At 41.0% G+C, this 26,452-nt stretch carries 24 protein-coding genes; 13 read left to right on the top strand and 11 right to left on the bottom strand.

Going from position 1 to position 26,452, the window contains the following annotated elements:
• Positions 1 to 11 precede the first annotated feature (11 nt).
• Both gshA and NQT65_RS05510 read left to right on the top strand, forming a co-directional pair.
• Positions 12 to 1,598 (top strand): glutamate--cysteine ligase, encoded by a 1,587-nt coding sequence (gene gshA, locus NQT65_RS05515; RefSeq protein ID WP_126006354.1) that lies wholly within the window; start codon positions 12 to 14, stop codon positions 1,596 to 1,598.
• A gap of 133 nt (positions 1,599 to 1,731) precedes the next feature.
• Entirely contained in the window at positions 1,732 to 2,343 is a 612-nt protein-coding gene (locus tag NQT65_RS05510) for a transglycosylase SLT domain-containing protein (RefSeq protein WP_024031857.1), read from the top strand.
• 62 nt (positions 2,344 to 2,405) lie between these two features.
• Here NQT65_RS05510 and NQT65_RS05505 read toward each other — a convergent pair whose 3' ends face one another.
• Together NQT65_RS05505 and NQT65_RS05500 are read right to left on the bottom strand one after the other, a co-directional pair.
• Positions 2,406 to 3,674 (bottom strand): HlyC/CorC family transporter, encoded by a 1,269-nt coding sequence (locus tag NQT65_RS05505; protein ID WP_004587330.1) that lies wholly within the window; start codon positions 3,672 to 3,674, stop codon positions 2,406 to 2,408.
• Positions 3,675 to 3,735: 61 nt separating this feature from the next.
• A complete protein-coding gene (locus NQT65_RS05500) occupies positions 3,736 to 4,542 on the bottom strand; it encodes a cytochrome C assembly family protein (protein ID WP_024031858.1) in 807 nt (268 codons plus the stop codon).
• Between the two features lie 253 nt (positions 4,543 to 4,795).
• Between NQT65_RS05500 and ffh the strand changes: the two genes are divergently transcribed.
• The 6 genes from ffh to tyrA all read left to right on the top strand — a co-directional run bounded on the left by ffh (position 4,796) and on the right by tyrA (position 9,774).
• Positions 4,796 to 6,175, top strand: a complete 1,380-nt coding sequence (gene ffh, locus NQT65_RS05495; RefSeq protein ID WP_024031859.1) for a signal recognition particle protein — start codon at positions 4,796 to 4,798, stop codon at positions 6,173 to 6,175.
• Positions 6,176 to 6,425: 250 nt separating this feature from the next.
• The gene (rpsP, locus tag NQT65_RS05490) at positions 6,426 to 6,674 is read left to right on the top strand and encodes a 30S ribosomal protein S16 (protein ID WP_004587327.1); all 249 of its coding nucleotides are present in this window, start codon (positions 6,426 to 6,428) and stop codon (positions 6,672 to 6,674) included.
• Positions 6,675 to 6,691: 17 nt separating this feature from the next.
• Complete coding sequence (gene rimM / locus NQT65_RS05485) at positions 6,692 to 7,228, top strand: ribosome maturation factor RimM (RefSeq protein WP_004587326.1); 537 nt, start codon at positions 6,692 to 6,694, stop codon at positions 7,226 to 7,228.
• Positions 7,228 to 7,995, top strand: a complete 768-nt coding sequence (gene trmD, locus NQT65_RS05480) for a tRNA (guanosine(37)-N1)-methyltransferase TrmD (RefSeq protein ID WP_004587325.1) — start codon at positions 7,228 to 7,230, stop codon at positions 7,993 to 7,995. The genes rimM and trmD overlap by 1 nt, the downstream gene beginning before the upstream one ends.
• A 33-nt stretch (positions 7,996 to 8,028) precedes the next feature.
• Entirely contained in the window at positions 8,029 to 8,388 is a 360-nt protein-coding gene (gene rplS, locus NQT65_RS05475) for a 50S ribosomal protein L19 (protein ID WP_004587324.1), read from the top strand.
• A gap of 252 nt (positions 8,389 to 8,640) precedes the next feature.
• Positions 8,641 to 9,774, top strand: a complete 1,134-nt coding sequence (gene tyrA, locus NQT65_RS05470) for a bifunctional chorismate mutase/prephenate dehydrogenase (RefSeq protein ID WP_256850674.1) — start codon at positions 8,641 to 8,643, stop codon at positions 9,772 to 9,774.
• A gap of 104 nt (positions 9,775 to 9,878) precedes the next feature.
• Here the strand turns inward: tyrA and NQT65_RS05465 are convergent, their stop codons facing one another.
• A complete protein-coding gene (locus NQT65_RS05465; RefSeq protein WP_055253024.1) occupies positions 9,879 to 11,036 on the bottom strand; it encodes a chorismate mutase in 1,158 nt (385 codons plus the stop codon).
• Positions 11,037 to 11,394: 358 nt separating this feature from the next.
• Between NQT65_RS05465 and NQT65_RS05460 the strand changes: the two genes are divergently transcribed.
• Positions 11,395 to 14,409, top strand: coding sequence for a bifunctional diguanylate cyclase/phosphodiesterase (locus NQT65_RS05460; RefSeq protein WP_256850673.1), 3,015 nt, complete (start codon positions 11,395 to 11,397; stop codon positions 14,407 to 14,409).
• Positions 14,410 to 14,421: 12 nt separating this feature from the next.
• Here NQT65_RS05460 and NQT65_RS05455 read toward each other — a convergent pair whose 3' ends face one another.
• Complete coding sequence (locus NQT65_RS05455) at positions 14,422 to 14,751, bottom strand: SUI1 family translation initiation factor (RefSeq protein ID WP_024031864.1); 330 nt, start codon at positions 14,749 to 14,751, stop codon at positions 14,422 to 14,424.
• A gap of 129 nt (positions 14,752 to 14,880) precedes the next feature.
• On the opposite strand from NQT65_RS05455, the gene NQT65_RS05450 reads away from it, so the two are divergent.
• The 4 genes from NQT65_RS05450 (at position 14,881) to NQT65_RS05435 (ending at position 18,822) form a co-directional block, all read left to right on the top strand.
• Complete coding sequence (locus NQT65_RS05450; protein WP_004587319.1) at positions 14,881 to 15,186, top strand: STAS domain-containing protein; 306 nt, start codon at positions 14,881 to 14,883, stop codon at positions 15,184 to 15,186.
• Positions 15,186 to 16,835 (top strand): fused response regulator/phosphatase, encoded by a 1,650-nt coding sequence (locus NQT65_RS05445; RefSeq protein ID WP_029773472.1) that lies wholly within the window; start codon positions 15,186 to 15,188, stop codon positions 16,833 to 16,835. The genes NQT65_RS05450 and NQT65_RS05445 overlap by 1 nt, the downstream gene beginning before the upstream one ends.
• A gap of 56 nt (positions 16,836 to 16,891) precedes the next feature.
• On the top strand, positions 16,892 to 17,551 hold the full coding sequence (locus NQT65_RS05440; RefSeq protein ID WP_024031866.1) for a GAF domain-containing protein: 660 nt from the start codon (positions 16,892 to 16,894) through the stop codon (positions 17,549 to 17,551).
• Positions 17,552 to 17,631: 80 nt separating this feature from the next.
• The gene (locus NQT65_RS05435; protein WP_256850672.1) at positions 17,632 to 18,822 is read left to right on the top strand and encodes an amino acid aminotransferase; all 1,191 of its coding nucleotides are present in this window, start codon (positions 17,632 to 17,634) and stop codon (positions 18,820 to 18,822) included.
• 278 nt (positions 18,823 to 19,100) lie between these two features.
• Here the strand turns inward: NQT65_RS05435 and NQT65_RS05430 are convergent, their stop codons facing one another.
• The 7 genes from NQT65_RS05430 to NQT65_RS05400 all read right to left on the bottom strand — a co-directional run bounded on the left by NQT65_RS05430 (position 19,101) and on the right by NQT65_RS05400 (position 26,452).
• Complete coding sequence (locus NQT65_RS05430) at positions 19,101 to 19,946, bottom strand: Tim44 domain-containing protein (RefSeq protein ID WP_256850671.1); 846 nt, start codon at positions 19,944 to 19,946, stop codon at positions 19,101 to 19,103.
• 160 nt (positions 19,947 to 20,106) lie between these two features.
• A complete protein-coding gene (locus tag NQT65_RS05425) occupies positions 20,107 to 20,859 on the bottom strand; it encodes a DUF3379 family protein (protein ID WP_256850670.1) in 753 nt (250 codons plus the stop codon).
• Positions 20,859 to 21,416 carry a sigma-70 family RNA polymerase sigma factor gene (locus tag NQT65_RS05420; protein WP_039972214.1) on the bottom strand — a complete coding sequence of 186 codons (558 nt, stop codon included), beginning with the start codon at positions 21,414 to 21,416 and terminating at the stop codon, positions 20,859 to 20,861. The genes NQT65_RS05425 and NQT65_RS05420 overlap by 1 nt, the downstream gene beginning before the upstream one ends.
• 63 nt (positions 21,417 to 21,479) lie before the next feature.
• Complete coding sequence (locus tag NQT65_RS05415; RefSeq protein WP_256850669.1) at positions 21,480 to 23,144, bottom strand: BatD family protein; 1,665 nt, start codon at positions 23,142 to 23,144, stop codon at positions 21,480 to 21,482.
• Entirely contained in the window at positions 23,138 to 25,039 is a 1,902-nt protein-coding gene (locus tag NQT65_RS05410) for a vWA domain-containing protein (protein WP_256850668.1), read from the bottom strand. Before NQT65_RS05410 ends, NQT65_RS05415 begins: the two co-directional genes overlap by 7 nt.
• Positions 25,039 to 26,025 (bottom strand): vWA domain-containing protein, encoded by a 987-nt coding sequence (locus tag NQT65_RS05405; protein WP_024031872.1) that lies wholly within the window; start codon positions 26,023 to 26,025, stop codon positions 25,039 to 25,041. Before NQT65_RS05405 ends, NQT65_RS05410 begins: the two co-directional genes overlap by 1 nt.
• A complete protein-coding gene (locus NQT65_RS05400) occupies positions 26,018 to 26,452 on the bottom strand; it encodes a DUF4381 domain-containing protein (protein WP_256850667.1) in 435 nt (144 codons plus the stop codon). Before NQT65_RS05400 ends, NQT65_RS05405 begins: the two co-directional genes overlap by 8 nt.

Here is a 26,452-nt window from a genome sequence, read left to right as displayed (position 1 = left end):
GGAAGCATTTTTTGACTATACATGATTTATCTAGCGCGCTAAACGCGTTATCAGCAACACCGCATCAGCATGCAATTAAAGGGATCAAACGTGGTATTGAGCGAGAGTCGTTGCGTATTAAAGGTAATGGCGCCATTTCCACTTTAGGACATCCTAAAGGCGTAGGTAGTGCATTAACAAACGGACATATTACTACCGACTTTTCAGAGTCATTACTTGAATTTATTACCCCTGTTAGTGAATCAGCGACAGAAACCTTAGCGCAATTAAAAGACCTGCAAAAGTTTACACTTGAGCACATGGGTGATGAGCTTTTATGGCCCATCAGTATGCCATGCTTTATTGAAGATCAAGACGACATCGTACTGGCTCAATTTGGTAACTCAAATACTGCGCGTATGAAAACCCTATACCGTGAAGGATTAAAAAACCGTTACGGTAGTATGATGCAAGCGATTGCGGGTGTTCATTTTAATATTTCTTTTCCAGAAACACTTTGGCAATCTTTACACACCTTAAAGCAAAGTGAGCAAAGCCTAGAAGCATTTATATCGGATGGTTATTTAGCGCTTATTCGTAATTTTAAACGCGAGCTTTGGTTAATTAGTTACTTGTTTGGTGCCTCACCTGCATTATGTAATTCTTTTTTACAAGGGCGCAAAACTGACCTACCGTTTAAAAAGCTAGGTAAAGGCACACTTTATTTAGAAGTAGGAACCGCGCTACGCTTGGGTGATTTAGGTTACACCAACAGTGCGCAATCTTCATTACGCGTAATGTATAACTCACTTGATGAGTACGTTGCTGGGCTTAAAAAAGCAATCAACACGCCTTCTGACTTATACGGCGATATTGATGACTACACCACAGCAACACCTAAGCAGCTTAATAAAAATATTCTGCAAATCGAAAACGAATTTTATTCGCCGATCCGCCCTAAACGTAATGCTAAAAGTGGTGAAAAACCAACGGATGCATTATTAAGAGCAGGCATTGAGTATGTTGAAATTAGAGCGCTGGATGTAAACCCGTTTAGTGAAACCGGCATTGATATAGAGCAAATTCATTTTTTAGATGTGTTTTTAACGTATTGTTTGTTGAAAGACTCTCCAGAAATGCAGTGGAAAGAGCAAGCCCGCAGCACTGAGAATTTAGATACAGTGGTTAATCAGGGGCGTCAGTTAGGTGTTATGCTTAACGACAACAACCAACAGCGTACGTTACAAAGTTGGGGGAGAGAAATTTTTGACCAACTAAGTGAAGTCGCTGAGCATATGGATAAGGCGTATGGGGTGACCTATTACAGCGAAACCATCGCACAAATGGCTACTTGGGTTGATAACCCAGCGCTGACTTTTTCAGGGCGTTATGTGCGCGAGCTAGAAAGTGCGGGTATAGATAACGGTTTATTTGCTATTCAATTGGCTAATAAATATAAGCAAAGCCATGCTCAAGCCAACTACAATGTGTTTTCTAAAGAATGGCTAGAGCAACAAGTTGTTCTCTCGGATAAAGCGCGAGAAGAAATAGAGCGCGCCGACACGCTAAGCTTTACTGACTTTTTAGATGAATATTTTAATGCCAAAGCATCTGCTTAAGTTTTTTTAAGCAAAAAAAACGCAGCCCAAGGTGGCTGCGTAAATATTCTTCAGGGATGAAACAATGCTATACTGCTGCATTCATATACTCAGACCCACGCTTTTTTAAAAAGTTCAGTGAGATCTTATAAAAATGAAAAAAAATGCAATTATTTTATCTTTTGCCCTCTCTTTAGCTGGGTGTGCCACTGCGCCGCCAAAGCAACCTAATGATCTTTGTAAAATTTTTGAAGAAAAGTCAGATTGGTACTTTGATGCAAAAGATGCACAAGAAAAATGGGGCTCACCTAAACATGTTCTTATGAGCATGATGTACCAAGAAAGTTCGTTTCGTCATGATGCCGCACCACCCATGGAGTATTTTTTATGGATAATTCCAACTGGGCGTGCCAGTGATGCTTACGGGTACTCACAAGCAAAAACTCCAACTTGGTCTGACTATATTCGTGAAACGGGTAACAGTGGGGCTGATAGAGATGATTTTGACGATGCAATCGACTTTATGGCATGGTTTGTTTATAAAACACATAAAGTAAATGGTATCTCTAAATGGGATGCTTACGCCCAATACTTAAATTATCACGAAGGGTGGGGCGGTTATAAACGCGGTACCTATAAAAAGAAAAAGTGGCTAATGAGTGTTGCTAATAAAGTAAAACACCGCGCAAGCCGTTATGGTGCGCAGCTTAAACGTTGTGAAGAGGAGCTTGATAAAGGCTGGTTTGAGCGACTGCTTTTTGGCTAACTACATATCTTAAAAGCAAAAAAAAGGAGCCAAGGCTCCTTTTTTTAATGCATTATTTACACTTACAACTTACGTTGATTTGGCTTAATTTTTACCTGTTTGATCATATTCTCTTTTACCTCTAACACCTCAACAGGGTAGCCGGCTATTTTAAGGCTTAAATTAGCATCTGGAATATCTTCTAGGTATTCTACAATTAAACCGCTGAGTGTTTTAGGGCCATCAAGAGGAAACTCCCAGCCCATCTCTTTGTTTAAGTCGCGCACGTTAGCGCCGCCATCAACAAGGTAAGAGCCATCGCTTTGTGTGGTCACTTCTTCACTTGGCGTACGTGTTTGCGTGGTAGTGAAATCGCCAACCACTTCTTCAAGAATATCCTCAAGGGTTACGAGGCCTTGTATGTCGCCATATTCATCAACCACTATACCAATACGCTCTTTTGATTGTTGGAACTTTAATAGCTGGGTATTTAGGGACGTCCCCTCAGGAATAAAGTAAATCTCACGTACAGCACGCAATAATGACGGTTTATCAAATTGCTCTTTGGTTAAAAGACGAAGAGCGTCACGCGAATGGATAAAACCTACCGCGTCATCAATATTGTCGCGATAAAGTAATACACGGGTGTGCTGAGCATGAGTTAATTGGCGGCTAATGAGCTTCCAATCGTCGTTAATATCAATCGCCACTATTTCGTTACGAGGGATCATAATATCTTCAACGGTCACTTGCTCTAAGTCTAAAATAGAGGTCAGCATGCTTTGGTGACGAGCTGGCAGTAATGCGCCTGACTCATTCACCACTGTTTTAAGCTCTTCTTTACTCATGCTGTGCTCATCTATTTGTGCTGAGCTGATACCAAATAGACGTAAAATACCGTTGGTCATCCAGTTCACAACAACCACGAATGGGAATAGTATTTTGAGTAACCCTTTGAGAATAATAGAGCTTGGAAAGGCTACTTTTTCAGGGTACAACGCAGCAAGCGTTTTTGGGGTTACTTCTGCAAATATTAGTACCACTAGCGTTAACACACCGGTTGCAATACCAATACCTAAATCACCGTATAAACGAATACCAATGATAGTGGCTACCTGGGCAGCAGCGATATTTACAAGGTTGTTACCAATTAATATTAGGCCAATGAGTCTATCAGGACGGCTAAGTAATTTACTGACTCGTTTAGCTGCGCGATGTTCCTCTTTTGCAAGGTGGCGCAAGCGTATACGATTAATTGACATGATCCCGGTTTCTGAACCCGAGAAATAAGCAGAAAAAAGCACCAATAAACCTAAAATGATAAACAAGGTACTTGTCGATATGTCGTCCAACGATGGATCCTTTTTTTATAAACCAATGCGTATTAAGCTAGAGTGAGCTAACAGAGTCAAGTTAAAACTTATTTAACACCACTTCTTGTATAAAACGGCTGCCAAAATAAGCAAGTGTGAGGATAAATGCAGCGACCATGATGGTAATAACCACAGGTTTACCACGCCAGCCCTTTTTCATGTGCCCAAGCGCAACAGTGACAAAAATAACCCATGCGACAAGCGATAAAATGGTTTTATGGATAAATTCTTTTGCAAACATCCCATCTAAAAACACAAATCCTGTTAATAAGGCAAAGGTAAGTAGCACCGTACCTAAGTTTAATAGTTGATAGAGCTGACGTTCTACCACCATTAATGGTGGCAAATGGCTATGCACAATTGCTAAATCTTTACGTTTTAAGCGTTTATCAATAAAGTAAAACTGCACGCCGTATAAAGTGGCAATAATTAACACGCAATATGCTAACAGTGATAGCGATATATGTGTGATAAGGCCTATTTCAATATTAAAGCTTTGTAATAAAATATGGTGCGGTATAAACAAACTCGCAATGGTGAGTAGGGCTGCAAAGCCATAGACAACCGGTAATAGCAATGTAGCAGGGAACTTTAACGACACCGCAGTAACCGACACCACAATAACCCAGCAGGTCAGCAGTGCAACATTAACAATACTTAAATCTTGCCCGTCGGAGCGAAACACCGAATTAACCAACAGCAGCATGTGCGCTAGTATAGCCACGGTACTTAAAATAACCGTTACCTTTTGGCTAGGACCTTGTTGATGAAACAGGCGTGTTAACACGTGAGACGTTGCTAACACATAAAATAAACTGGCAATAATAGTTAAACTAATAATCAGCATTGTGCTTGGGCCACTTATAATTAGAGTCAAATAATTCTTGTTGTTATAAGCACATTGTATTTTATAGCAAAGCAATTGCATAGACCTAAAAAAAGAAACTCAATAAGCTGTGCTTCAATACTGTATTGTGCGCCATCATTTACGGTATACTGTTTTTAATTGAAATTTAATACTATTGCTCCCATCTAATAAGTAAAATGCAAATAAGCGTGAGCTTATTGGGTCAATATAAACGTCTTATCGGAACCGTTACATGTTTGAGAACCTCCAAGAACGATTAGGTAAAACCTTAAAAAATATTAGTGGCCGCGGCCGTTTAACAGAAGACAACATTAAAGACACGCTACGTGAAGTACGTATGGCGTTTTTAGAAGCTGACGTTGCGTTGCCTGTTGTTCGCGAGTTTGTAAAGCAAGTTAAAGAACGTGCCGTAGGTGTTGAAGTAACTAAAAGCTTAAGCCCTGGCCAAGTATTTATAAAAATAGTGCGCGAAGAGCTTGAAAAAGCGATGGGTGAAGCCAACGAAGAGCTTAGCCTTAATGCACAGCCGCCAGCCGTTGTTATGATGGCTGGTTTACAAGGTGCGGGTAAAACAACCAGTGTTGGTAAGCTTGCTAAGTTTTTAAAAGAGCGTAAGAAAAAGTCAGTGCTAGTTGTTAGTGCCGATGTATACCGTCCGGCGGCTATTAAACAGCTTGAAACACTTGCCAGCGAAGTTGACGTGGATTTTTTCCCAAGTGATATTTCGCAAAAGCCAGTAGATATCGCCACCGCTGCTATTTCTCATGCTAAAAAGAAATTTATAGACGTAGTTTTAGTCGATACCGCCGGCCGTTTGCACGTAGATAACGAAATGATGGGCGAAATTAAAGACCTTCATAAAGCAATCAACCCAATCGAAACATTATTTGTGGTTGATGCAATGACGGGTCAAGATGCGGCGAATACCGCTAAAGCATTTGATGAAGCGCTACCTCTAACCGGTGTTATTTTAACTAAAACAGATGGTGATGCACGCGGTGGTGCTGCTTTATCTATCCGCCATATTACCGGCAAGCCAATTAAATTTATGGGTGTGGGTGAGCGTACAGATGCACTAGAGCCGTTCCATCCCGATCGTATCGCATCGCGTATTTTAGGCATGGGGGATGTACTTTCATTAATCGAAGAAGTCGAAATGAAAGTCGATAAGGAAAAAGCAGCTAAGGTCGCTGAAAAAGTATTTAAAGGCAACGGCTTTACCCTTGATGATTTTGCAGAGCAATTAAAGCAAATGAAAAATATGGGTGGCATGATGTCGATGCTAGATAAGCTGCCTGGTATGCAAAACTTACCCGATGCTGTAAAAGGCCAAATGGGTGACAAAACCTTCATTCAAATGGAAGCAATCATCAGCTCTATGACCAAACAAGAGCGTGCGCGTCCTGAGATTATTAAAGGCTCTCGTAAAAAGCGTATAGCCGCAGGCTCTGGTACACAGGTACAAGAAATAAATAAACTGCTAAAACAGTTTACGCAAATGCAAAAAATGATGAAAAAAATGAAAGGTAAAGGCGGCATGCAAAAAATGATGCGCGGCATGAAAGGCATGTTACCACCTGGAATGATGGGTGGCGGTGGCCCTAAATTTTAATGTAGCGCTTAAATAGCCGCTATATAATGTATAACAAAAGGGCTAATTGGCCCTTTTTTGTTGAATAAATTATGCGCGTGGTGCATGATAATCTATTAATTGTGGCTCAGATCACAGTTTAACCTACTAAAGTGGCTTTTTGCTTCACTTCTTACTTGCATTGTTGCTAAAAACTCGTACAATTCCCCAGCTCCCCATACTGGGGAGTAAATCTTATTAATGAAAACAGTCAATCTATTTAGAGGACGGTATGGTAACTATTCGTTTGCAACGTGGTGGCGCTAAAAAACGCCCTTTCTATCAAATTGTGGTTGCGGATAGCCGTTTCTCGCGTGACGGTCGCTTCATCGAGAAAATTGGTTTCTTTAACCCAATTGCTTCAGGTCAAGAAGAAAAACTTCGTTTAGATTTACCTCGTGTTGATCACTGGGTAGGTCAGGGCGCAGGTCTTTCTGATCGTGTAGCTAAGTTAGTTAAAGACGCTCGTAAAGCGGCTTAATAGGCGTAAGTGTAACCATGAGTCAAGAGAACACCTCATCAATTATTGTCGTAGGAAAGCTCGGTGCCCCATATGGTATAAAGGGCTGGCTTAAGGTACATTCATTTACTGATGATCCCCAAGGGATCTTCGATTTCAGCCCGTGGTTGATAGGGCAACAAGGTAAATGGCAGACCTTAGAAGTGGTCGACTGGCGTCGCCACAACAAAGGCTTTATCGCTAAAATTGCGCAAGTAAACGACAGAGACGAAGCAATGGCTTATACCCATGCAGAAATATCTGTTGATTCAGCGCAATTACCAGAACTCCCGCAAGGCGAGTTTTATTGGCGAGATCTCATTGGCATGTCGGTTGTAACTGATAAAGGTTACAATTTAGGCACTGTTGATGACCTGATGGAGACAGGATCGAATGATGTACTGGTTGTTAAGGCAAACAGTAAAGATGCATTTGGTCAAGCTGAGCGTTTGATTCCTTTTTTAACTGATTCAGTAATTAAAGAAGTTAAATACGAAGCGAGAGAAATTACCGTAGACTGGGATCCTGGGTTTTAATGACTCAAACTAGTTCATTATGGGTAGGGGTGATAAGCCTTTTCCCAGACATGTTTGATGCTATTACACACCAAGGTGTCACTGGTCGCGCAGTGAAAAATGGCTTAATTGACTTTAACTGCTGGAATCCACGTGACTATGCTTTAGATAAGCACAGAACCGTAGATGACCGTCCTTACGGGGGCGGCCCAGGTATGTTAATGATGGTTGAACCATTAAAACAAGCCATTCTTGACGCTAAAAAAGCGGCAGGTGATGGCGCAAAAGTAATTTATATGTCCCCGCAAGGGCGCAAATTAGATCAGCAAGGGGCTAGCGAACTCGCAAACTCTGAAAAGCTGATTTTGATTGCCGGTCGCTATGAAGGTATAGACGAGAGAATAATAGAGTCATACGTTGACGAAGAATGGTCAATTGGTGATTTTATTTTGAGTGGTGGTGAATTACCTGCCATGACATTAATTGATGCAGTAGCGCGATTAGTGCCAGGCGTGTTAGGTCATAACCAGTCAGCAGAGCAAGACTCATTTTCGGATGGCTTGCTAGATTGTCCTCACTATACACGGCCAGAAACATTGGACGACAAACAGGTGCCTGCTGTACTACTCAGTGGAAACCACCAAGAGATAGCAAAATGGCGGCTTAAGCAGTCATTAGGCAGAACTTGGCTACGACGTCCTGACTTGTTGCATAACCTAGCTCTGACTGAGGAGCAAGCGGTATTACTCGCACAATTTCAGCAAGAGTACCAAAAAGCTTGTGGCTAGAAGACAGTTACACCTAGGAAAGTGAGAAACATAATGGCAAAAGTAAACCAAAATATTATTAAAGCGCTTGAAGAAGAGCAGCTTAAAACAGACGTACCAGCATTCGGCGCTGGTGATACAGTAGTTGTACAGGTACGTGTAAAAGAAGGTAACAAAGAGCGTCTACAGGCCTTTGAAGGTGTTGTAATCGCTAAGCGTAATCGTGGTCTTCACTCAGCATTCACAGTTCGTAAAATTTCGAGCGGTGAAGGTGTTGAGCGTGTATTCCAAACGCACAGCCCTCTTATTGATAGCGTAACAGTTAAGCGTCGCGGTGCGGTTCGTCGTGCTAAGCTTTACTACCTACGTGAGCGTTCTGGTAAATCTGCACGTATTAGAGAAAAACTTAACTAATACGCGCTGTTTATCAACGCAAAGAAAACGGGTTGCAGCCTCACGGTTGCAACCCGTTTTGGTTTTTAAGCCATTAAATAACATACTACCTCTTCACAAAAGCACCCCTCTGTATTAAGTAATCTTCACTCGCGTTGCTACATTAACCTTTTAACCCATACTTGATCCTGTTAGTATTTAACGTATTGATTAGTTTACTTAAATGTAAATATATATTTACGAAATGAGTTGTTTATAGGTGGAATGAGAAACGTGGCTGAATTAAGTGATTTATCACAATTACGAGATGGCATAGATGAATGCGATGCGCAATTAGTTGCTTTACTTGCAAAGCGAAATGCAATAACCCAAAAAATTGGTGCTATTAAGCAGCAAAATGGCGCCCCCCTGCATGCCCCTGAAAGAGAAGCTGCTTTGCTAGCTGCTCGTCGTCATGAAGCGATTAAACAAGGAGTCAGCCCTGAACTTGTTGAAGACATATTAAGGCGCATGATGCGCGAAGCCTATCAAAACCAACAAGTTAAACTTGCCTGTGCCGCCTCTGATTTATCACCTATTGTAATTGTAGGTGGGCAAGGGGCAATGGGCCAGTTATTTGCTCAGCAGTTTATTCGTTCAGGTTATGAAGTTAAGATTTTAGATAAAGATCAGCAAAACGATGCTAAAGCCATTTTAGCTGGCGCAAAATTAGTGATGATCAGTGTGCCTATCAATGCACTTGAGGCCGTTGTTGCTAAGCTACCTAAACTTGATGATGACTGTTTGCTTGTTGATATTACCTCAGTTAAGCAATCACCCATTAAGGCATTAAAGGCGGCGCACTCTGGGCCCGTTGTTGGTTTACATCCTATGTTTGGCCCTGATATTTCTCACTGGGTTAAACAAACTGTTGTTGTGTGTGAAGGCCGAGCGCATGATGCTGCAAAAGGCTTACTGCAGCAGTTGCAAGTATGGGGCTGCCAACTTGTTGAGCTAGATGCTAAAAAGCATGATGAAGCAATGCAAATTATACAAGTAATGCGCCACTTAACGACCTTTGTTTATGGGCAGTTTTTAGCAAAGCAAAGCCATACGCTTGAGGAACTAAGAAGCTGCTCGTCTCCTATTTATCAGTTAGAGTTGATGATGGTAGGGCGCCTATTTGCACAATCTCCTGAGCTATACTCAGATATAATGTTGGCCCAGTTTGATAATGTTGAGAGTTTACTAGCGCAATACCAAGAGACCTTTGCACAAACTCTTGAAAAGCTAAAAGCGGGAGATAAAGGCGCACTCATCGATGCATTTGCTGATGCTAAAGCGTATTTTTCAGACTCGACCGCGCACTTTTTAACGCAAAGCCGTAGCCTGCTAAATAAAGCAAATGACGCCAAGGTATTAGATTAAAAGGGTTAAAAATGTGTAGTTACTTAAGCTATACGTTGAAAGCATTTTAAATGAGTGATTAAAAAAGGGCCTACTTAGGCCCTTTTTAGTATTTGCGTGTTAGGTTAGGTATTTACACTCACAGCTTGTAAAGACTCACTTTGATAACAGCCTAAAACGCGCACATATTGAGTATGCTCTTTTAGCTCCTCTAAGGCATGTTGTACTTGGCTATCGGCAAGGTTTGCTTCTAAGTCTACATAAAACACTTCTTCCCAGGGGTTACCCGGTACAGGACGAGACTCTAGTTTAACTAAGTTTATTTGATGTTGCTTAAACACCATTAGCGCATCAGCCAATGAACCTGCTTGTTGTTTAGTGGCCATAATAAGGCTGGTTTTAGTCGGTATTTGTTTAGATACCTGCAGAGGTTTGCGCGCCACAACGATAAAGCGGCTGTGGTTTTCACTTTGATTCGCAAGGTTTGATTTAATCACTTCAAGGCCAACGTTTTTACCTGCCTGCGCTGAGCCAATAGCCGCACTATTTGGCGTATTTAAAGCTGACTGTAGAGCACTTGAGGTTGAATCACAGGTTTCATGTTGTAAATCACCGAGGCCTTGTAAAAAGCGACTACATTGAGCAAATGGCTGAGGATGGGCATAAATTTTAGTTAATTGGCTTAATTCAGTATCTGGGGTGGCAAGTAAGCAGTGCTCTACACTGTGTGTAACTTCACCTACAATTGATACTTGAGCATGTTGTAATAAATCAAATACTTCGTTAATACTGCCCGAGCTGGTGTTTTCTATAGGCAGCAAACCAAAATCTGCTTGGCCATTTTCTACTTTGCCCGTAATTTCATCAAACGAGGTACAGCCAATTTCGACTAACTTGCCAGGGCGGCGGCTAAAGTATTTATGACATGCTAGCTGACTGTACGTGCCTTGCCCGCCTAAGTAAGTAACGCGATGTGTTTCGCTTAATGCATCGGGGTTTAAGTTTTTTTGCAGCATGGCTTGCTGATGCAGCACAGAGTCTTCCAATATGGTTTGAAAAACGTTATTCACATAATACGCATCTAGACCAAGCGACTTGCCATAACCAATCAGCTTTTCGAGTAAGGCTAGTTCGCGCGCTTCATCACGAATCGGTTTGTTATTCGCAATTTTATACTCAACAACACCGTGGCTAATACGGCGGCGCTTAGCTAATAACACCAATAGATCAGAGTCTATTTCGTTAATATCGTGTCTGAGCGCGTTTAAAACATCGTTGGTCATTTTGGTTTCCTCATTCCAAAAATAAGTTGCTTAGTGCAACTAAAACAAAAAAGCCTCCCAAGTGGGAGGCTTTGCTATTCGATTGATTTTATCTCACAAACAGTTCAGCCTCTTTTATATAAAGAAGCTAAAAAAAGAAAAAAAAGTGCAAGATAAGATAATTTTCATGCTGTTAATGTATGAGGTGTTACTAGCAAAGTCAACAAGCAAGCCAGTTTAAATAGACATAATGAATAATTATCAGCTCCTAGCTAACATTTAGATAAAATTTACAAATAGTTTATAAATATGAATAGGGATCTGGTATATTTCAGGTATTAGCTAAAAATAACAACAACTAAAATAGTAAGGTTGGCCTGTGGTGTATAGACGCCCTCCATCGCGTTTTGGACTAAATTCTTTAAGTGTAAAGCTGTCGTTGCTTATATCTGCAATTTGTTTAATTGCCGGTGTGTGCGCTGCCGCGCTGATGCTTAAATCTGAAGAAAAACAATTAGTTTTCGAAGAGCATGAAGTACTTAAAAGCTCCACCGAATTACTTATCAGGCAATTTGACGCACTAATCAAAACAAAATCAGCCGTTGCCAAACAGGCTAATAATGTTGTGTCAGAGCAGCTATTTAGTGATAGTTCAGCAATCAATTTATCTAACAAAACCCAGTTACAATTTAATAGCGACGGCACTATACGCAGTGCATCGAGCGACGGCCTTTCAGCCGCATTTCTTCCTCAGCAGCATTATTCTCCTTTTTATAAGCGTTTATTTAATAACTCAGAGTCGTTGTGGAAAGTCATTTCACCAACCTTAATTCACGACTTTTTTAATTTTTATATGATCACCAAAGATGATTTCATCCGTGTCTCGCCCCCCAATTGGGCGTTAAACGCACCGGCTGAACTCAGAGGCTCTAATGGTGCAACATTTAAGTATGTGCAAAGTGATTTAAACCCTAGCAGAGAACCTGTTTGGTCTAAGGTTTATTACGATAAAGTGTGGCATAAATGGGTTATTAGTTTGCTTGTCCCCTTGTATGTTGATAATGAATTTTTAGGGGTGACCGGCAGTGATATAGATTTAAACACGTTGATTTCATTTTTACCTGTGGGCGATAAAGAAAAACATTTACTGGTATTTGATAAAAAAGGCCAACTGCTTGCGCACCCGAGTCTTAACCCAGCGCTACAAGCAAGTTATGGCAGCAAAGATAAAACAATAACAACAAACGAATTCGTTAATCCGCAATTGCAAGCCATTATAAATGAAGCAATTACCATGAAATTACCAGAGTATGCTAATTCGTTTGTACAAAACGATGAAGCACACATTATTAATATTCGTAAAATTGATAAACTAGACTGGTACATTGGGGTTTATAAAAAACGCTCATCAACGCTCTCTGCTCTGCAAGATTTAAAACTGAAGTTTTTTGGCTTGTTTGTGCTTTATGCGGTCTTGGTTGCCTTATTGTTACACCAAGCGCTGTATCAGCTAGTGCTTCGCAGAATTCACACATTAGTACATGCAGTTACTGGCTTTGGTAAAGGGCAATTACTAACCGAATTCCCGCCAGAGAACAAAGACGAAATAGGCACGCTAAACGGCTCATTTAGAGATATGACCGTAGAAATTCGTAAGCTTATAGATGGGTTAAACCAGCGAATTACAGAAAAAGAAATTGCCGAGAAAGCCGCTAATAGGCTCTCTAAAGCCGTTGCCTTCTCAGGAACCGGTGTGGTGATCACCGATGAAAACTTTGTTATAGAATACGTTAATCCCAAAATGCTTGAGATGACAGGCTACCCAGAGAGCCATTTTAACCGCGCGCCGCTGTTGAATATTATCGCATCTGAGATGGCCATTTTGGTTGAAGATATCAATATCGACCTTCGCAGTAGAAACTACTGGCGTGGTGATACCTTGATTCAGGGCAATGATAAACAGCCTATTTGGGTATCGTTAAGTGTTTCTCCTATTCGCGAAGACGGCGGTGAGATCACCAGTTATGTAGCCTCCGCACAAGATATTTCGTTTGTTAAAGAAAGCCAGCGCAAAATGGAGCAGCTTGCGTACTTTGACACGTTAACGGGCTTAGCAAACCGAACATTTTTTAGAATGCAGCTGCGTAAATCAATGGCTTTGGCTGAGCGCGGCCATTATGCGTTTGCACTTTTTTACTTTGATTTAGATGAATTTAAACGCATTAACGATACGTTAGGCCACGATGCAGGCGATCAGTTACTAATTGAAGTTGCTAACCGCCTTAAAGCACGCTTACGCGCCGAAGATACAATTGCCCGCCTAGGGGGCGACGAATTTGCTGTATTACTCAGTGGTATTGAAAGCCAAGAGCATGCCAGTGATGTCGCAAATACTATTCAAAAAACACTTAATGTGCCTATAAAGCTTGGCAATAACGAAGTAATAGTCAGCGCTAGTATTGGTATTACAATGGCCCCTTACGATAGCCTAGAAGAAGATCAGCTTTTAAAACATGCTGATTTAGCAATGTATGAGGCAAAAGCCAAAGGGCGTAATACTTACCACTTTTATAGCCAAGAGCTTAACGCGGCTGCCAATGAAAGGCTGTTCATTGAAAACGAATTACGCCATGCGATTAAAGAAAAACAGTTTGAGGTTTATTATCAGCCGCAAATAAACTCATTAACTCAGCACGTTGTAGGCTATGAAGCGCTACTACGCTGGTTCCACCCAGTAGAAGGGCTTATATCGCCGACCAAGTTTATTCCTATTGCTGAGGCAACAGGGCTTATTGTTGAACTCGGTGAGTGGGTATTACAGCAATCGTGCGAGTTTGCGGTGCGTTTAGCGCAAGATGGACGAGATAACAACGTATCTATTAATTTATCGGCACGTCAGTTTAAAGACGCTAATTTAGTGCCCATGCTCAGCAGTATAATTAAACAAACCGGGGTAAGTGCTAAGCGGTTACACTTGGAACTTACCGAAAGTATGCTAATGGGCAATGTTGAAGCTGCCATTACGCAGTTACACGAACTAAAAGCACTGGGTATTTCAATATCGATTGATGATTTTGGTACTGGCTATTCGTCGCTAAGTTACTTAAAACGATTCCCGGTCGACATATTAAAAATTGACCGCTCGTTTGTAAAAGATATCCCTGCTGATTCTAATGACATGGAAATTACCGCCGCTATTATAGCTATGGCGCAAAAGCTTAAATTAGACGTAGTTGCAGAAGGGGTTGAAACGATTGAACAAGTAGAGTTTTTGCAAAATAATAATTGCTATATTGTGCAAGGGTTTTATTACTGCAAACCGATTGCTGAGAGCGAACTGCCAGCGTTATACAAAAAATTAAACGATACGCCTAACCTTGCTAGTAGCAAATAAAAGGTTGCGGGTTTAGCCACCCGCAATTTTTACTTTAAATTTAAGGGTTTCTAAAATCCCTTTTAATTTTTCGCGATCATCGCCTTGAACTTCAATAATGCCTTCTTTTACCGCGCCACCTTGGCCCATTTTACTTTTTATGGTTTTAGCTAGCTTTTTTAGATCGTGCGCTTTTGGATCTATACCCACAACCAACATCACACCTTTACCTTTTCGGCCCTTCGTTTGGCGCTCTATGCGGATAAAGCCATCTTTAAATAGTTTTGCAGTGGGTTCTTGCTCAACCTTTGGCTGGCTAATTCGGCCCATATCGGTTGAATATACTAAGCGGTTATCACTCATAATTTACCTAAATAAACGTTTTTATTGATGTATTAAATAATAACAAATTTGCTGGCGAGTGTTTTTATTTTTGCTAAATACTTTTAACAGGTTATATTTAGGTCAAAGGAAATATTATTGGAGTTTATAATGAGTTTAACAAAGAGTTTATCGGTTGATGAAAGTACTTTAACGATACAAATTAAAGGCAAATTTGACTTTAATTTAGTGCAATCATTTCGCCAAGCCTATGCCCAAATTGAGCCTAAAACAAATAAAGTGATTATCGATTTAAGAGAGACCGACTACATGGATAGCTCTGCTCTTGGTATGTTGCTTAACATGAAAAAAACCATTGAAAGCCAGGTACAAACAATAGAGATCAGTAATTGTCAGCCTCAGCTTAAAAAAATACTGCAAATATCACGTTTTGATAAGAAGTTTGATATTAACTAATGACCCACGTACTTATTGTTGACGATCAGGCGCTTAATCGCATCCTGCTCGAAAAAATGCTGCTCGAAGAAAACTATAAAATATCAATTGCGTTTAACGGCCTAGAAGCACTTGAGGTGTTAGAAAAAGAAGCGATTGATATTGTTCTACTCGATGTACTTATGCCGGTAATGGATGGCTTTGAAGCTGCAAAGCTGATAAAGCAGCGATACAACGACGTTTATCTACCCATTATTTTTATTACTTCGCTTGAAGATCAAAGCAGCTTTGAGCGTTGTTTAGAAGTAGGCGGGGATGACTTTATTCAAAAGCCGTTTGAAAAAGTAATTTTAAACGCAAAAATTAAAGCGCACAGCCGTACGCGCGAATTAAGTAAAAAAGCCCATCAACAAAACACCTTACTTGAGTATCATCGCAATCAAATAGAGCGCGAGCACGAAATAATTGAGCACATTTTTAATAACTCGCTCGAAAACCAAGATAAGTTTAAAGACCATTTAGACTTTAGCCTTTCTCCTGCTTCTATGTTTAATGGTGACATGTTTTTAGTCGCGCAAAGCCCAATAGGCAATTTATATTGCATGTTGGGTGATTTTACCGGGCATGGGTTAGCGGCCGCGATTGGAGCATTGCCTGCATCACGGGTGTTTTACACTATGGTGCAAAAAGGCATGGCTGTTAACGATATCGCCTCTGAGATCAATATATTACTGCATAATTTACTGCCAGAGCACATGTTTTGCGCGGCGACTATTATTGAGCTCAGTGCCTCGGGAAAAAGTATTTCGGCCTGGCTTGGCGGCTTACCAGATGCGTACTTAATAAATACCGATGGTGAAGTTAAGCAAACGCTTGAGTCGCAACACATGGCACTGGGGATTTTAGACCGCGATGAATTTGAATATGAGCTAATTAATTTAGAAGTTGATAAAAACACCCGCTTGGTGCTTTCAACCGATGGCATAATAGAAACTAACAACGACGCCGATATTTTTTATGGTGAGCAGCGCTTTTTAGCTGCACTTAAAAGCAAGCCGATGATCAGCAGTCAGCGTGTTATAGATAATGTAAATACCTTTGCCAATGGCAGTGAGCAATTAGACGACTTAAGCTTAGTGCTGCTTAATTGTTTGCCGCTAACCCCAGAGCCTGAGGCCAAAGAGGCGTATTCTAATTTGGCATTTAACTTTTCACTTAGCTTGAACGCGCAGCAAATTAAATGCACAGACCCTGTGTATGATGTTGTTAATGTATTAAGCAGTGTTGAGGGGCTTAGGTCGCATCGCTCAAATATATTTTTATTGCTTTCTGAGGCGTATAACAATGCACTTGATCATGGTGTGTTAGGCCTTGATTCAGACATAAAAAAACAAGACGATGGCTTTTTTAAATACTATGAATTAAGAGAGCAAGCACTGAGTAAAATGAAAGAGGCGATGATTATTATTGATATGCGTTATTGCCCAGATACCTTGTGCTTGTACTTTATTATTTGTGACTCGGGCAGGGGATTCTCAAGTGACTCCTCTACACGTACCGAACTCAACGCAGAGTTTGGCCGTGGCTTATCGTTACTCGAAGAAGTGGCAGAAAAAGTCACGTATAACGCAAGTGGTAACCAAGTCGAAATGTGTTACAAGTTGCTATAGCTCAGAAAAAATTTCCATGTTATTATCTAGAAAATTTTAGATGTATGGATGGCCAAATGATTTCTTCTTACCTTGATATTGCGCAATTAAATATAGACCCACAATTAATTGCCAAAGAGCTAGAGCAGCTAGAACAGTATATTGCTGCAAGCGCGCTGCCGTCTGTACGTTGGGAATATCAAATTCCTGAACTCGGTGAAGGCGGTGCGTGTAGTTTGTTTGGTTATTTACAAGATGAGCCATTTAAACTTACTGATCACGTGAGCGCGACTTCACAAAACGAGCAAAAACTAGCAAACCTACAAAATATAGTTAATTACATAGAGCAGCAAACACAGGTCGATTGGTATGGTATTTATCAAGCGGTTGACACTGCTCAGGGTCCGCAATTATTAAAGCTGGCGTATCAAGGTGCGCCAAGCCGTCCACTGTTTCCTCTTACTGAAGCATTTGCAGCAGGCAGCAATAATGTACAAGTTGCATTGTCTAAGCGCGGGCGTGTAATTAACAACGTAGAAAACTATTTAGCACAAGGTGGCGAGTATTATACGTGCGACCCTAAAGTGAAAGCTGAAACCTGTTTACCCTTATTTAACGAGCAACATGAATGCGTCGGTATTATAGATGCAGAGGCATTTAGTAACGACTTTTTTGATAGCCGTACACTGGCTGTATTAGTTGCGTGCTGCATTAAAATTCCTCACTTTCTAGTGTAAATATCACTAGCCAAGAAGGTAAGCTTTTATGTTAAGCTTACTACAACAGCCAACCCCTAATTAATGATAAGAGATAGCTAATGTTCTCAGAATTAAAACCATTACCAACAGATCCTATTCTTGGCCTTATGGCAGCCTATAAACAAGATACAAACCCTAACAAGATTGATTTAGGTGTAGGTGTCTATAAAGATGAGCAAGGCAACACACCGGTATTAAAAGCGGTAAAAAAAGCTGAAGCATTTCGTTTAGAAAACGAAACAAGCAAATCTTACATTGGTTTAGCGGGTAACTTAGACTACTGTCAAAAAATGGAAAACCTGTTACTAGGTGAGCACCAAGCACTTTTAGCAAACCGCGTACGTACTGCACAAGCACCAGGTGGTACAGGTGCACTTCGCGTTGCCGCTGAATTTGTTAAGCGTTGCAATAAAGACGCAACATTGTGGGTAACTACGCCAACATGGGCAAACCACATTAGCTTGTTTGAAGCTGCGGGCTTAAACGTTAAAGAATACCCGTACTACGATTACGAAAACAAAGATCTATTGTTCGACGACATGATAAACACCCTTAAGCAAGTACCAAAAGGGGATATTGTGCTACTTCATGCTTGTTGTCATAACCCAAGTGGTATGGACTTAAACGAGACACAGTGGAACATAGTTGCTCAGCTTGCAAAAGAAGTTGGTTTTACACCACTTATTGATATTGCTTACCAAGGCTTTGGCTCATCACTTGAAGAAGATGCACGTGGACTACGTATTTTAGCTGATGCAGTAGAAGAGCTAATTATTTGTTCATCATGTTCTAAAAACTTTGGTTTATACCGTGAGCGTATTGGTGCGTGTTCAATTATTGCAAAAGACACTGCAACCGCTGATATTTCAAATTCAGTACTATTAAGCGTTGTTCGTAGTATTTACTCAATGCCTCCAGCGCACGGTGCTGACATCGTAAACACTATTTTAAGCAGCACAGAGCTTACACAAATGTGGCACAGTGAGCTTGATGAAATGCGTAATCGTATTAATGGTTTACGTAGCTTAATTAAAGAAAGCTTAGCAGCAAAAGAGATAGAGCAAGACTTTTCGTTTATTGAACGTCAACACGGTATGTTTTCTTTCTTAGGTATTAATAAAGAGCAAATTGCGCGCCTACAAAAAGAATACGGTATTTACATTGTTGGTTCTAGCCGCGTAAATGTAGCGGGTATTAGTGATACTAACATTGAGTATTTCGCAAACGCCGTTGCTGACGTTTGTAAATAATACTATTACTTAACAGTAATAAAAAACCGCCCAGCCTAAACTTTAGGCTGGGCGGTTTTTTTAGCTGTTATTTATACCAATTAGCCAGCGTTTGCCACCAATACTAATCCGCAATAATACTTAATTATTTTGCGGGGCTAAACGTGTCGCTACCTGCGTTAAAAAGCTCTCATTTAGAACACCTAAATAGCGATTTTTTTGCCGAGCTATCAACACGTTTATCCACTCTCAAAGTAGATTACTTAATTAAGCGAATTGGTATAACTATAATTACAGCACTATTCGCTATCGATTAAGTCTTCTACGCCTACAATCAGCCATGGAGCATCTGAGCTGGTAGCACGCTCAAGGTGCCAAATCTCTAAAATAGGCTCTTCTTTTTTATCGTCTAAGTCGCGGTATTTGCCTTTAAATTGCACACTTACTTGCCACGAATTTGCAGTTGTTTCAGCGCGTACCAGCTCGGCATCAATAAACATCACCTCAGTCGCTACCCGTTCAATCGCTTCGCGCTCAGTTTTAAACTCTTGAGCTAACGATGGGCTTAAATACTCAGCCATCGTGGCGTAATCAGCATTATTCCAAGCAGTTTGCATAGTGTGATAGTGGCTACGTGCGCCTTGTAAAAAGCCATTTACGTCAAAATTAGGGGGTAAATTGAAAGGCACTTGCTCAGTGTGTGCGCTTTGCTGGGTAAAACCACTGCTGGTAGATTGCTCAGGGGCAGTTTGCTTAAAAGCAGTGTGCCCCGTAGCGTGTGTACCGGCTAATTGCGGAGAGTGGCGAGCGCGCATAAACCCCGTAATAAGTTTGAACAAAATAAAGGCAACGCCTGCTAATAAAATAATTTCTAATAGCTGCATGCCCTCAAAGTTATCTCCTAGCATAGCGGCAATTAAACCGCCGGCTAACAATCCGCCTAATACGCCGGTCATAATGCCTTTTTTACTGCTTTTTGTCTTGGCTGCAGGTGCTGTGGTATCGGCTTTTTGCTTTTGTGTGGTTTGTTGTGTTGCTGGGGTTGTACCGCGTTTACTACTACCAAACTTTTTGCGTGCGTGTGCATCAAAACTTGCTGTACACAGTAGTGCAAGTAATGAAAATATAACGATGATGTTCTTCATGTAATTCCCTAAGTTAAACTGAGCGGTGAGTATAATTAACTTTTCAGTAAAAATTAATAATTACATTTAAAATCAATTGTTTTGGATGAAAAATGAGCGCTGAATAGGCACAAAAAAACCGCTCAGTGTTACTCAGCGGTTTTTAGTCGTTAAGCGCTAGTTACAGCCAGCGAATAGCATTGGTAACCCGTTCGTTGTACACATTAATTGGCGCGCCGGTATTAGCCACTAAAATAGTATCGGCTTTATCGCCTCGATTAATATGACCTGCAAAGCGCGCATCATGAAATTCATCTTCGCCAAACCCAAACGATTTATTCTCAGAAGGAACAATAAAGACCGTCATGGGGCCAAAGTCCGACTCAAAAATTAAGTGCAGACCTTTTTCACCTTTAAAGTCGCAAAACATCGCATAAGTAATTTTACCTGGCAGCTCTTCTATATGAGCGCCTAGCAGTGCAAGCTTATCGTTAACGCTTTGTAGGCTAATAGCATTGGTTTTTTCAAGGGCGGTAATTTCATGGTAAACATGGGTTAAAGCATGTTCGCCTGCTTCATGGGCAATGTGTTGCTCTGTGCTAAAAAAGAATGCGCCAATAGCTACAAAAAAAGACGCGGCTAAGGCTAAGTGAACACGGTCAAACTTAAAACGTGAGCGTGCATCTACAACGTTATCCCCAGTTGCTTGCTCTTCTTGCATTGCTTTTTCTTTTAACGAGGTGTTTAAAAGAATACGTTCAGCAAGGTTGTCAGGCACAGGCACATCTAACGCATCTTGAATTTGTTTATCAAAGTCTTTCATATCGCTTATAAAGTTTTGTCGCTCAGAGCTCTCTTTAGCAAACTCTAAAAGCTCCTTATCTAAATCGTTTGGCTGCGCAATAGTGCGTCGACGAAACTCAAGTTCATCCATTATTTTGATGCCCCTTTAAGTTGTTCATCATCACGGCTTAAAGCCTCTTTAAGTTGGTTTCTGGCACGGTATAAACGAGTCATAACCGTGTTTTTATTTAAATCGAGAATCTCTGCTATTTCTTCACCAGAGCACCCCATAACAACTTGCAGAAGTAAGGGTTCTCTGTATTCATCAGATAGCAGCGCAATTTGGCGTTGGATAACCGTTTGCTCCATTTCATCATCTAACGAATGGCTGGTTTCATCGACAAGTGTATCGTTTTCTACATCGCTGTAGTCAAACTGCTTGCGCTCAAAGCGACGTGCATTTTCTCTGCGCAAAATAGTCAGCAGCCACGGCTTGGCGGCTTTTTGATCCAATAATGAGTCAAGCGAGCGCCAAGCACGTAAAAACGTTTCTTGTACTAGGTCATCTGCAATATGTGGGTCACGGCATAACCAATAAGCAAAGCGATAAAGCTCCTTATTATATACATGGACCAAGGCTTCATAGCGCTTTTGTTTCTCTGCCATATCAACTAAGACCTGATTATTTGATTTTTTCTTTCCAAGCATAAGTACTTTTTTAATTAAAATTTATTATTTAATGCATGAAAAGACCTAAATTTATCAAACTAGTTAATAAAGGTCTTTTAATACAGCTTGTTGCGACTTTGTACGTTGAACTTGGTGCTGCTCAATTATGTTAATAATAGCATTAAGATCGACATCTGCACTGCTATTTGCATAAAGAGCTGACTGTAAACGGTTAACCTGCGTCGCCAGTTCATCATTATTGATGTTGTGTATTAACGTATCTATCGCAGCCACCTTTTTGCCCGTAAGCTTAATCGCTACCTCATTTAGTTCGCTATAAAATGCATTGAGATTATTTGATTTAGCTGCATTTTTAAGCGCGTTTAATGAAAGCGTTTGGGCTTTATTTACAGATACACTGTTATTTTTTTGCTCATTATTAGTAGAACGGCTTAACCAATAAAAAATTGCAGTGATTATCCAAAAAATATACCCAAGCACGGCAACAATAATTAACCAAAGCGGAATAACATTTTGCGGCGCGGCTATTGTTGTATTGGGCTGCTGTGTATTACTTACTTTATTAGCAGGCAAAGTTGGCTCACCTGTATTAAGGTTGTCGTTTGCAATAGCACCTGGGTTTATAGCATTGGCGCTAGGAGTTACCGTTATAGTGCGCTCAGGCAATGTAGCGTAACTAATGCGGTTTATTTTGGTGTTATACCAAGGCAGTGTTATTTCTGGGAGGGTGTAGGTGCCCGCTTTTTGTGGTAATAACGCAAATGACGCTGTTTGCTGAGATACAACCCGTCCGTTTCTTACGGCATTGTTTGTTTCTACATCATCGGGGTAACTGCGAATTCCCGCAATGGTTTTCATATCAATTTCGGGCAGTTGCTCTTTAGTAACCCCTAACGCGGTTAAAGTAATAGTGCGTGTAATAGGCGTGCCAACTTCTACTGTATTTTCATCAGGCTGCCACTGCTCATCAATATTAACTAACTCACTGGGTAGCCATGCGCCTTTATAGTTTGCCGGAATAGGTTTTATCTCAAGTTGCTGATCATCCCCTAAAGCCGACACCTCTAATTGGCGGTAATTTTGCTGTACACGGCCTTGAAACGTAGGGCCAACAATGGTGTATACACCACTTTTTTGCGGTTGTAGTAAGTATTCTCGGGTGATCACTAAATAACGTTTACCATCTACAAGCTCATAGCTTTCGGTTTGTTTACCTAATTGTGTAAGCTGTGCATCTTGCATACTGGGCGTACTTAGGCTGCCATCAAGCAGCTCTTTTGCTAGGTAGAGTTTAATCGTATATACGCCAGCTTCTTGAACAAACAACGAGTCACTTGAGAGCGATGTTTTTAAAAAAATATCGTTATTTTTATCAGCATCGGCAGCGCGCTTTGCCACTTTTAATTTTATTGGCTGCGAGCTTAAACCGGCCACGTTAAATGCCGGAATGGTGTATTCACCTTCATTACGGGTCATTAACTTAACAGACCAGGTTGTTTGCTTATTAATGCTGCCATTTATAATGTTGGTGCGCGTACTTAAACTTGTTGGCCCAACTACAAAGTCTTTAAGTAACACCGAGGTGTCGGGTTGCTCGCTTTTTATTGTGTCGTCAACTGAAATGTTAAGCATAAAAAATTCGCCAGCAAGGACTGGGTTTTTATCTACACTTGCCTCTAATTTGGTGGCGGCCCATGATGGCATCGCACTTAATAGCAATAAACAGCAAAATAATCGCATTACCATGATTTTTCTACTCCTGTAGGGCGACGTTGATATTGTCTTTTTTGGGCTTCTAATTGCATTTTATTCCGTAATAAAATTGCCGGATCGTCCGGTACTTTTCTTAATAACTGGTTAAGCTGCTGGGCTTTTTCTTTCTCTTCGTTGGTGAGCTCACGCGTTTGTGCTTGCGCGGCTTGTTGTTGAGCGTTTTGCTTTTGCTCATCTGTTAACGTTTGCTGCTGCGCTGTTTGCGGCTGAGTATTTTCAGCTTGTTCTTCGTTTGTTTGCTCAGGCTGTTTTTGCTCTTGATTAGCTTGTGGCTGAGTTTCTAGTTCTGGCTCATTTTGTTTATCTGATTGTGAACCCGACTCAGCACTTTGTTGGTCTTGCTCAGTGTCAGACCCATCACTTGGCTCACCTTGCTGATCTTGTGATTGCTCGCCTTGACTTTGCTCTGATTGAGAATCGCTATTTTCACCTTGTTGGTTTTGATCTGATTGCTGATTGTTTTGTTGCTCACTTTGATCAGATTGTTGCTGGTTATCTTGCGAATCACCCTCTTGCTGTTGCTGCTGTTGCTCGAGCAACTGCTCAACCAAAGCTTGGTTATCAGCGGCTTCGCTAAAGTTAGGTTGTAGCGTTTGTGCTTGTTTGTAAGCATCTATGGCTTGTTCTAGCTGTCCTGATTTGGCAAGCGCGTTGGCATAGTTATAAAAACCAGTGGCTGATTTATCTTTACTAAAGGCTTCTAGTGCGGCATCAAAATTACCTTGTTGGTACAATGCAGACCCTTTTAAGCTGCTTAAGTCGGCATTGGCGGCCCGTTCAAAATCTTTATCTTTATAAGCATCAAGCGCTTGCTGATCAGTGTTTTTTAAAAAAGAGGGGAGCTCTAATGCACTTGCCTGTTGGGTTGGCAAAACGCTGAGTACTAAAAAGGCGCCTACAAATGCTGCACTTCTAAATAAATAAAGGCCTAAGGGCAGTAAAATAAGTAACCCATATATACCTGCGTCTATGCGCCACAGGGCATGGCTTTGTTTTTCATCTTTTAATAACTCACTGTTGGCACTTGGTGCAAAAGTGGCTATGTCACTGCTGCTTGGTTGGTAAAGGGCAAACTTTCCTCCACTGCGCGTCGCTAGGCTTTTTAAGCGGCTTATATTAATGGTGGGAATAACTATTTGACCGTAGCTGTCTTTTAAAAAACCGCCTTCAGGTAATTTAATAGGAGCGCCTTGCTCTGTGCCTACGCCATAAATATTTAGCCGATAAGAAGAATTACTGGTAAAGCTAGTAATATCGCTTTGCTCTTCTTGGTCTATGCCATCGGTGACTAATATTATATCGCCATCAATATAGCCTGCTTGCGTTAAAAGCTCTTTTGCCATATCAAGGCCAGCTAAAACATTAGAGCCTTTGTCGGGCATAATGTCTGGGCTTAGACTCGGAATTAAATTAGTAAGCGTAGTGGCATCGTTTGTAAGTGGCGAGATAGTAAATGCACTACCGGCATAGGCAACTAAAGCGGTGTCGCCTTCTTTAAATAGCTCAATCATATCGAGTGCTTTAAAGCGTGATTGCATTAAACGATTTGGTGCTATATCGGTACTGTACATTGAGTACGACATATCCATTACAATCACACGGGCACTTTTACTTTGAAATACAGGGACCTGTTTTTCTTCAAAACTAGGACCTGCACTAAAAATAATAGCTAAACAGCAAAATACAGCGAGCAGCCAAAGTGGCTGGCTGGCTTTAGTGTTTGACTCGTTCATAATAAACGGCGCCAAATGAGGGGCAATTAGGTTATCTGCGCTTTGTTTTTTATGCTTAATAAAGGCTATAAAAAACAACGCAAGTGCAGGTATTAAAAGCCACAAAACAGCGGGACGAATAAATGTAAAGTCCATTAGTTAGGCTCCTTTAATGCACGTAAGGTGCTTAACATTACTTTTAAACTAATGAGTAAAATAGCAATAAGTAGTGGGTAGTAAAACAATGAGCTTTGCGGGCGAAATGTTTGCTCATCTGCGCTAATTGGCTCTAACTTATCAAGCTCTGCGTAAATTTGCTGAAGGCCAGCTACATCTTTGGCTCTAAAATATAACCCACCGGTTTGTTCGGCAATGTCTTTTAACAAGCTTTCATCTAAGCTGCCTCCACTCATACCACCCATATTAAATAGGCTAAATCCACGGGGGTTATCTGAGCCTACACCTATGGTATATACTTTTATGCCTTCTTCGCGGGCAAGGAGTAGGGCATCTTCAGGTTTTAAATTACCTGCGGTGTTTTGGCCATCGGTTAATAGCACCACAATACGGTTGCTTTTATCTTTGTTGGCAAAACGCTTTACTGATAAACCTAGCGCATCGCCAATAGCAGTGGCACGTCCAACTAAGCCTATTTGAGACTCACTGAGCATTTTACTTACGGTTTTAACATCGCGAGTCAGTGGCGTTTGTAAAAATGCGGTGTCGCCAAATAATATTAGGCCTAACCTGTCGCCTTGGCGCTGTTCTATAAAGTCACTCAATACCGCTTTTACCATAGTGAGGCGATCAACATATTGGCCGTTGTAAGCCATGTCTTGTTCGGTCATTGAGCCAGATAAATCGACCGCAAGCATTATATCGCGCCCTTCGTTTGGTAATGAAATAGGGTCGTCTAACCATGTCGGGTTGGCTGCAGCAGTGACCAGTAATAGCCAAAGTAGCCATTCAAAAATAGTTAGTTTACGTGCGCTTTTTTCAAGGCTTTGGCTGGCTAAATTATGTTTGGCAAAGCTTGGAATACGTAACCGGGTATGGGCGTTACTGGCAGCAGGTTTTAATAATAAAAGTAATAAGGGCAGCGGTAGTAATAAAAACAACCATGGCCAGCTAAATTCAAACATGTACTGGCTCCTTTAGTTTAAATTGCTTTATGGCTTGGCGTAATTTTTCGTTAAGCGCGTCATTGGTTTGCTGCGCATTATACAGGCTTAAAAGCTCATGCTCGGTAAAGCTTAAACCGGTTAAGGTATTAAGTGTGTTACACCAGTTAGCTGTTGATTGCGTTGCTAGGCGTTTATCGTAATACTCTATTACTAGGCGCTTTAAAATAATATGAAGTGTTTGCGCGCTTTGCTCGCTGTGGCTTAAATCGATTGCGTAGCGCTTAGGCTTTTTAAATTTATAATTTTTGTAAAACCAAAAAGCAGCTGCACAGATTGCTATGAACAGCAGGGTAATAATAACCCACCAAGCAGGGGCAAGTGGCCACCAACTAACTTGGCTTGGCGCTATTATATCGTGCAGGCCATCGAGTGGATTGGTTTGCAT

Source organism: Pseudoalteromonas agarivorans, assembly GCF_024518735.1.
Lineage (GTDB): Bacteria > Pseudomonadota > Gammaproteobacteria > Enterobacterales > Alteromonadaceae > Pseudoalteromonas > Pseudoalteromonas atlantica.
Note: the sequence above shows the minus strand (reverse complement) of the source record. Positions and strands in the feature narration are given on the sequence as shown.

Coding starts and splice junctions, on each gene's coding strand:
- NQT65_RS05425 (WP_256850670.1), bottom strand. CDS start 20,859: ATGGATGAACTTGAGTTTCGTCGACGCACTATTGCGCAGCCAAACGAT.
- NQT65_RS05450 (WP_004587319.1), top strand. CDS start 14,881: ATGAGTTTAACAAAGAGTTTATCGGTTGATGAAAGTACTTTAACGATA.
- NQT65_RS05405 (WP_024031872.1), bottom strand. CDS start 26,025: ATGTTTGAATTTAGCTGGCCATGGTTGTTTTTATTACTACCGCTGCCC.
- NQT65_RS05415 (WP_256850669.1), bottom strand. CDS start 23,144: ATGGTAATGCGATTATTTTGCTGTTTATTGCTATTAAGTGCGATGCCA.
- NQT65_RS05445 (WP_029773472.1), top strand. CDS start 15,186: ATGACCCACGTACTTATTGTTGACGATCAGGCGCTTAATCGCATCCTG.
- NQT65_RS05435 (WP_256850672.1), top strand. CDS start 17,632: ATGTTCTCAGAATTAAAACCATTACCAACAGATCCTATTCTTGGCCTT.
- NQT65_RS05510 (WP_024031857.1), top strand. CDS start 1,732: ATGAAAAAAAATGCAATTATTTTATCTTTTGCCCTCTCTTTAGCTGGG.
- NQT65_RS05455 (WP_024031864.1), bottom strand. CDS start 14,751: ATGAGTGATAACCGCTTAGTATATTCAACCGATATGGGCCGAATTAGC.
- NQT65_RS05430 (WP_256850671.1), bottom strand. CDS start 19,946: ATGAAGAACATCATCGTTATATTTTCATTACTTGCACTACTGTGTACA.
- NQT65_RS05500 (WP_024031858.1), bottom strand. CDS start 4,542: ATGCTGATTATTAGTTTAACTATTATTGCCAGTTTATTTTATGTGTTA.
- NQT65_RS05440 (WP_024031866.1), top strand. CDS start 16,892: ATGATTTCTTCTTACCTTGATATTGCGCAATTAAATATAGACCCACAA.
- ffh (WP_024031859.1), top strand. CDS start 4,796: ATGTTTGAGAACCTCCAAGAACGATTAGGTAAAACCTTAAAAAATATT.
- trmD (WP_004587325.1), top strand. CDS start 7,228: ATGACTCAAACTAGTTCATTATGGGTAGGGGTGATAAGCCTTTTCCCA.
- NQT65_RS05410 (WP_256850668.1), bottom strand. CDS start 25,039: ATGGACTTTACATTTATTCGTCCCGCTGTTTTGTGGCTTTTAATACCT.
- NQT65_RS05420 (WP_039972214.1), bottom strand. CDS start 21,416: ATGCTTGGAAAGAAAAAATCAAATAATCAGGTCTTAGTTGATATGGCA.
- NQT65_RS05465 (WP_055253024.1), bottom strand. CDS start 11,036: ATGACCAACGATGTTTTAAACGCGCTCAGACACGATATTAACGAAATA.
- rpsP (WP_004587327.1), top strand. CDS start 6,426: ATGGTAACTATTCGTTTGCAACGTGGTGGCGCTAAAAAACGCCCTTTC.
- rimM (WP_004587326.1), top strand. CDS start 6,692: ATGAGTCAAGAGAACACCTCATCAATTATTGTCGTAGGAAAGCTCGGT.
- NQT65_RS05400 (WP_256850667.1), bottom strand. CDS start 26,452: ATGCAAACCAATCCACTCGATGGCCTGCACGATATAATAGCGCCAAGC.
- rplS (WP_004587324.1), top strand. CDS start 8,029: ATGGCAAAAGTAAACCAAAATATTATTAAAGCGCTTGAAGAAGAGCAG.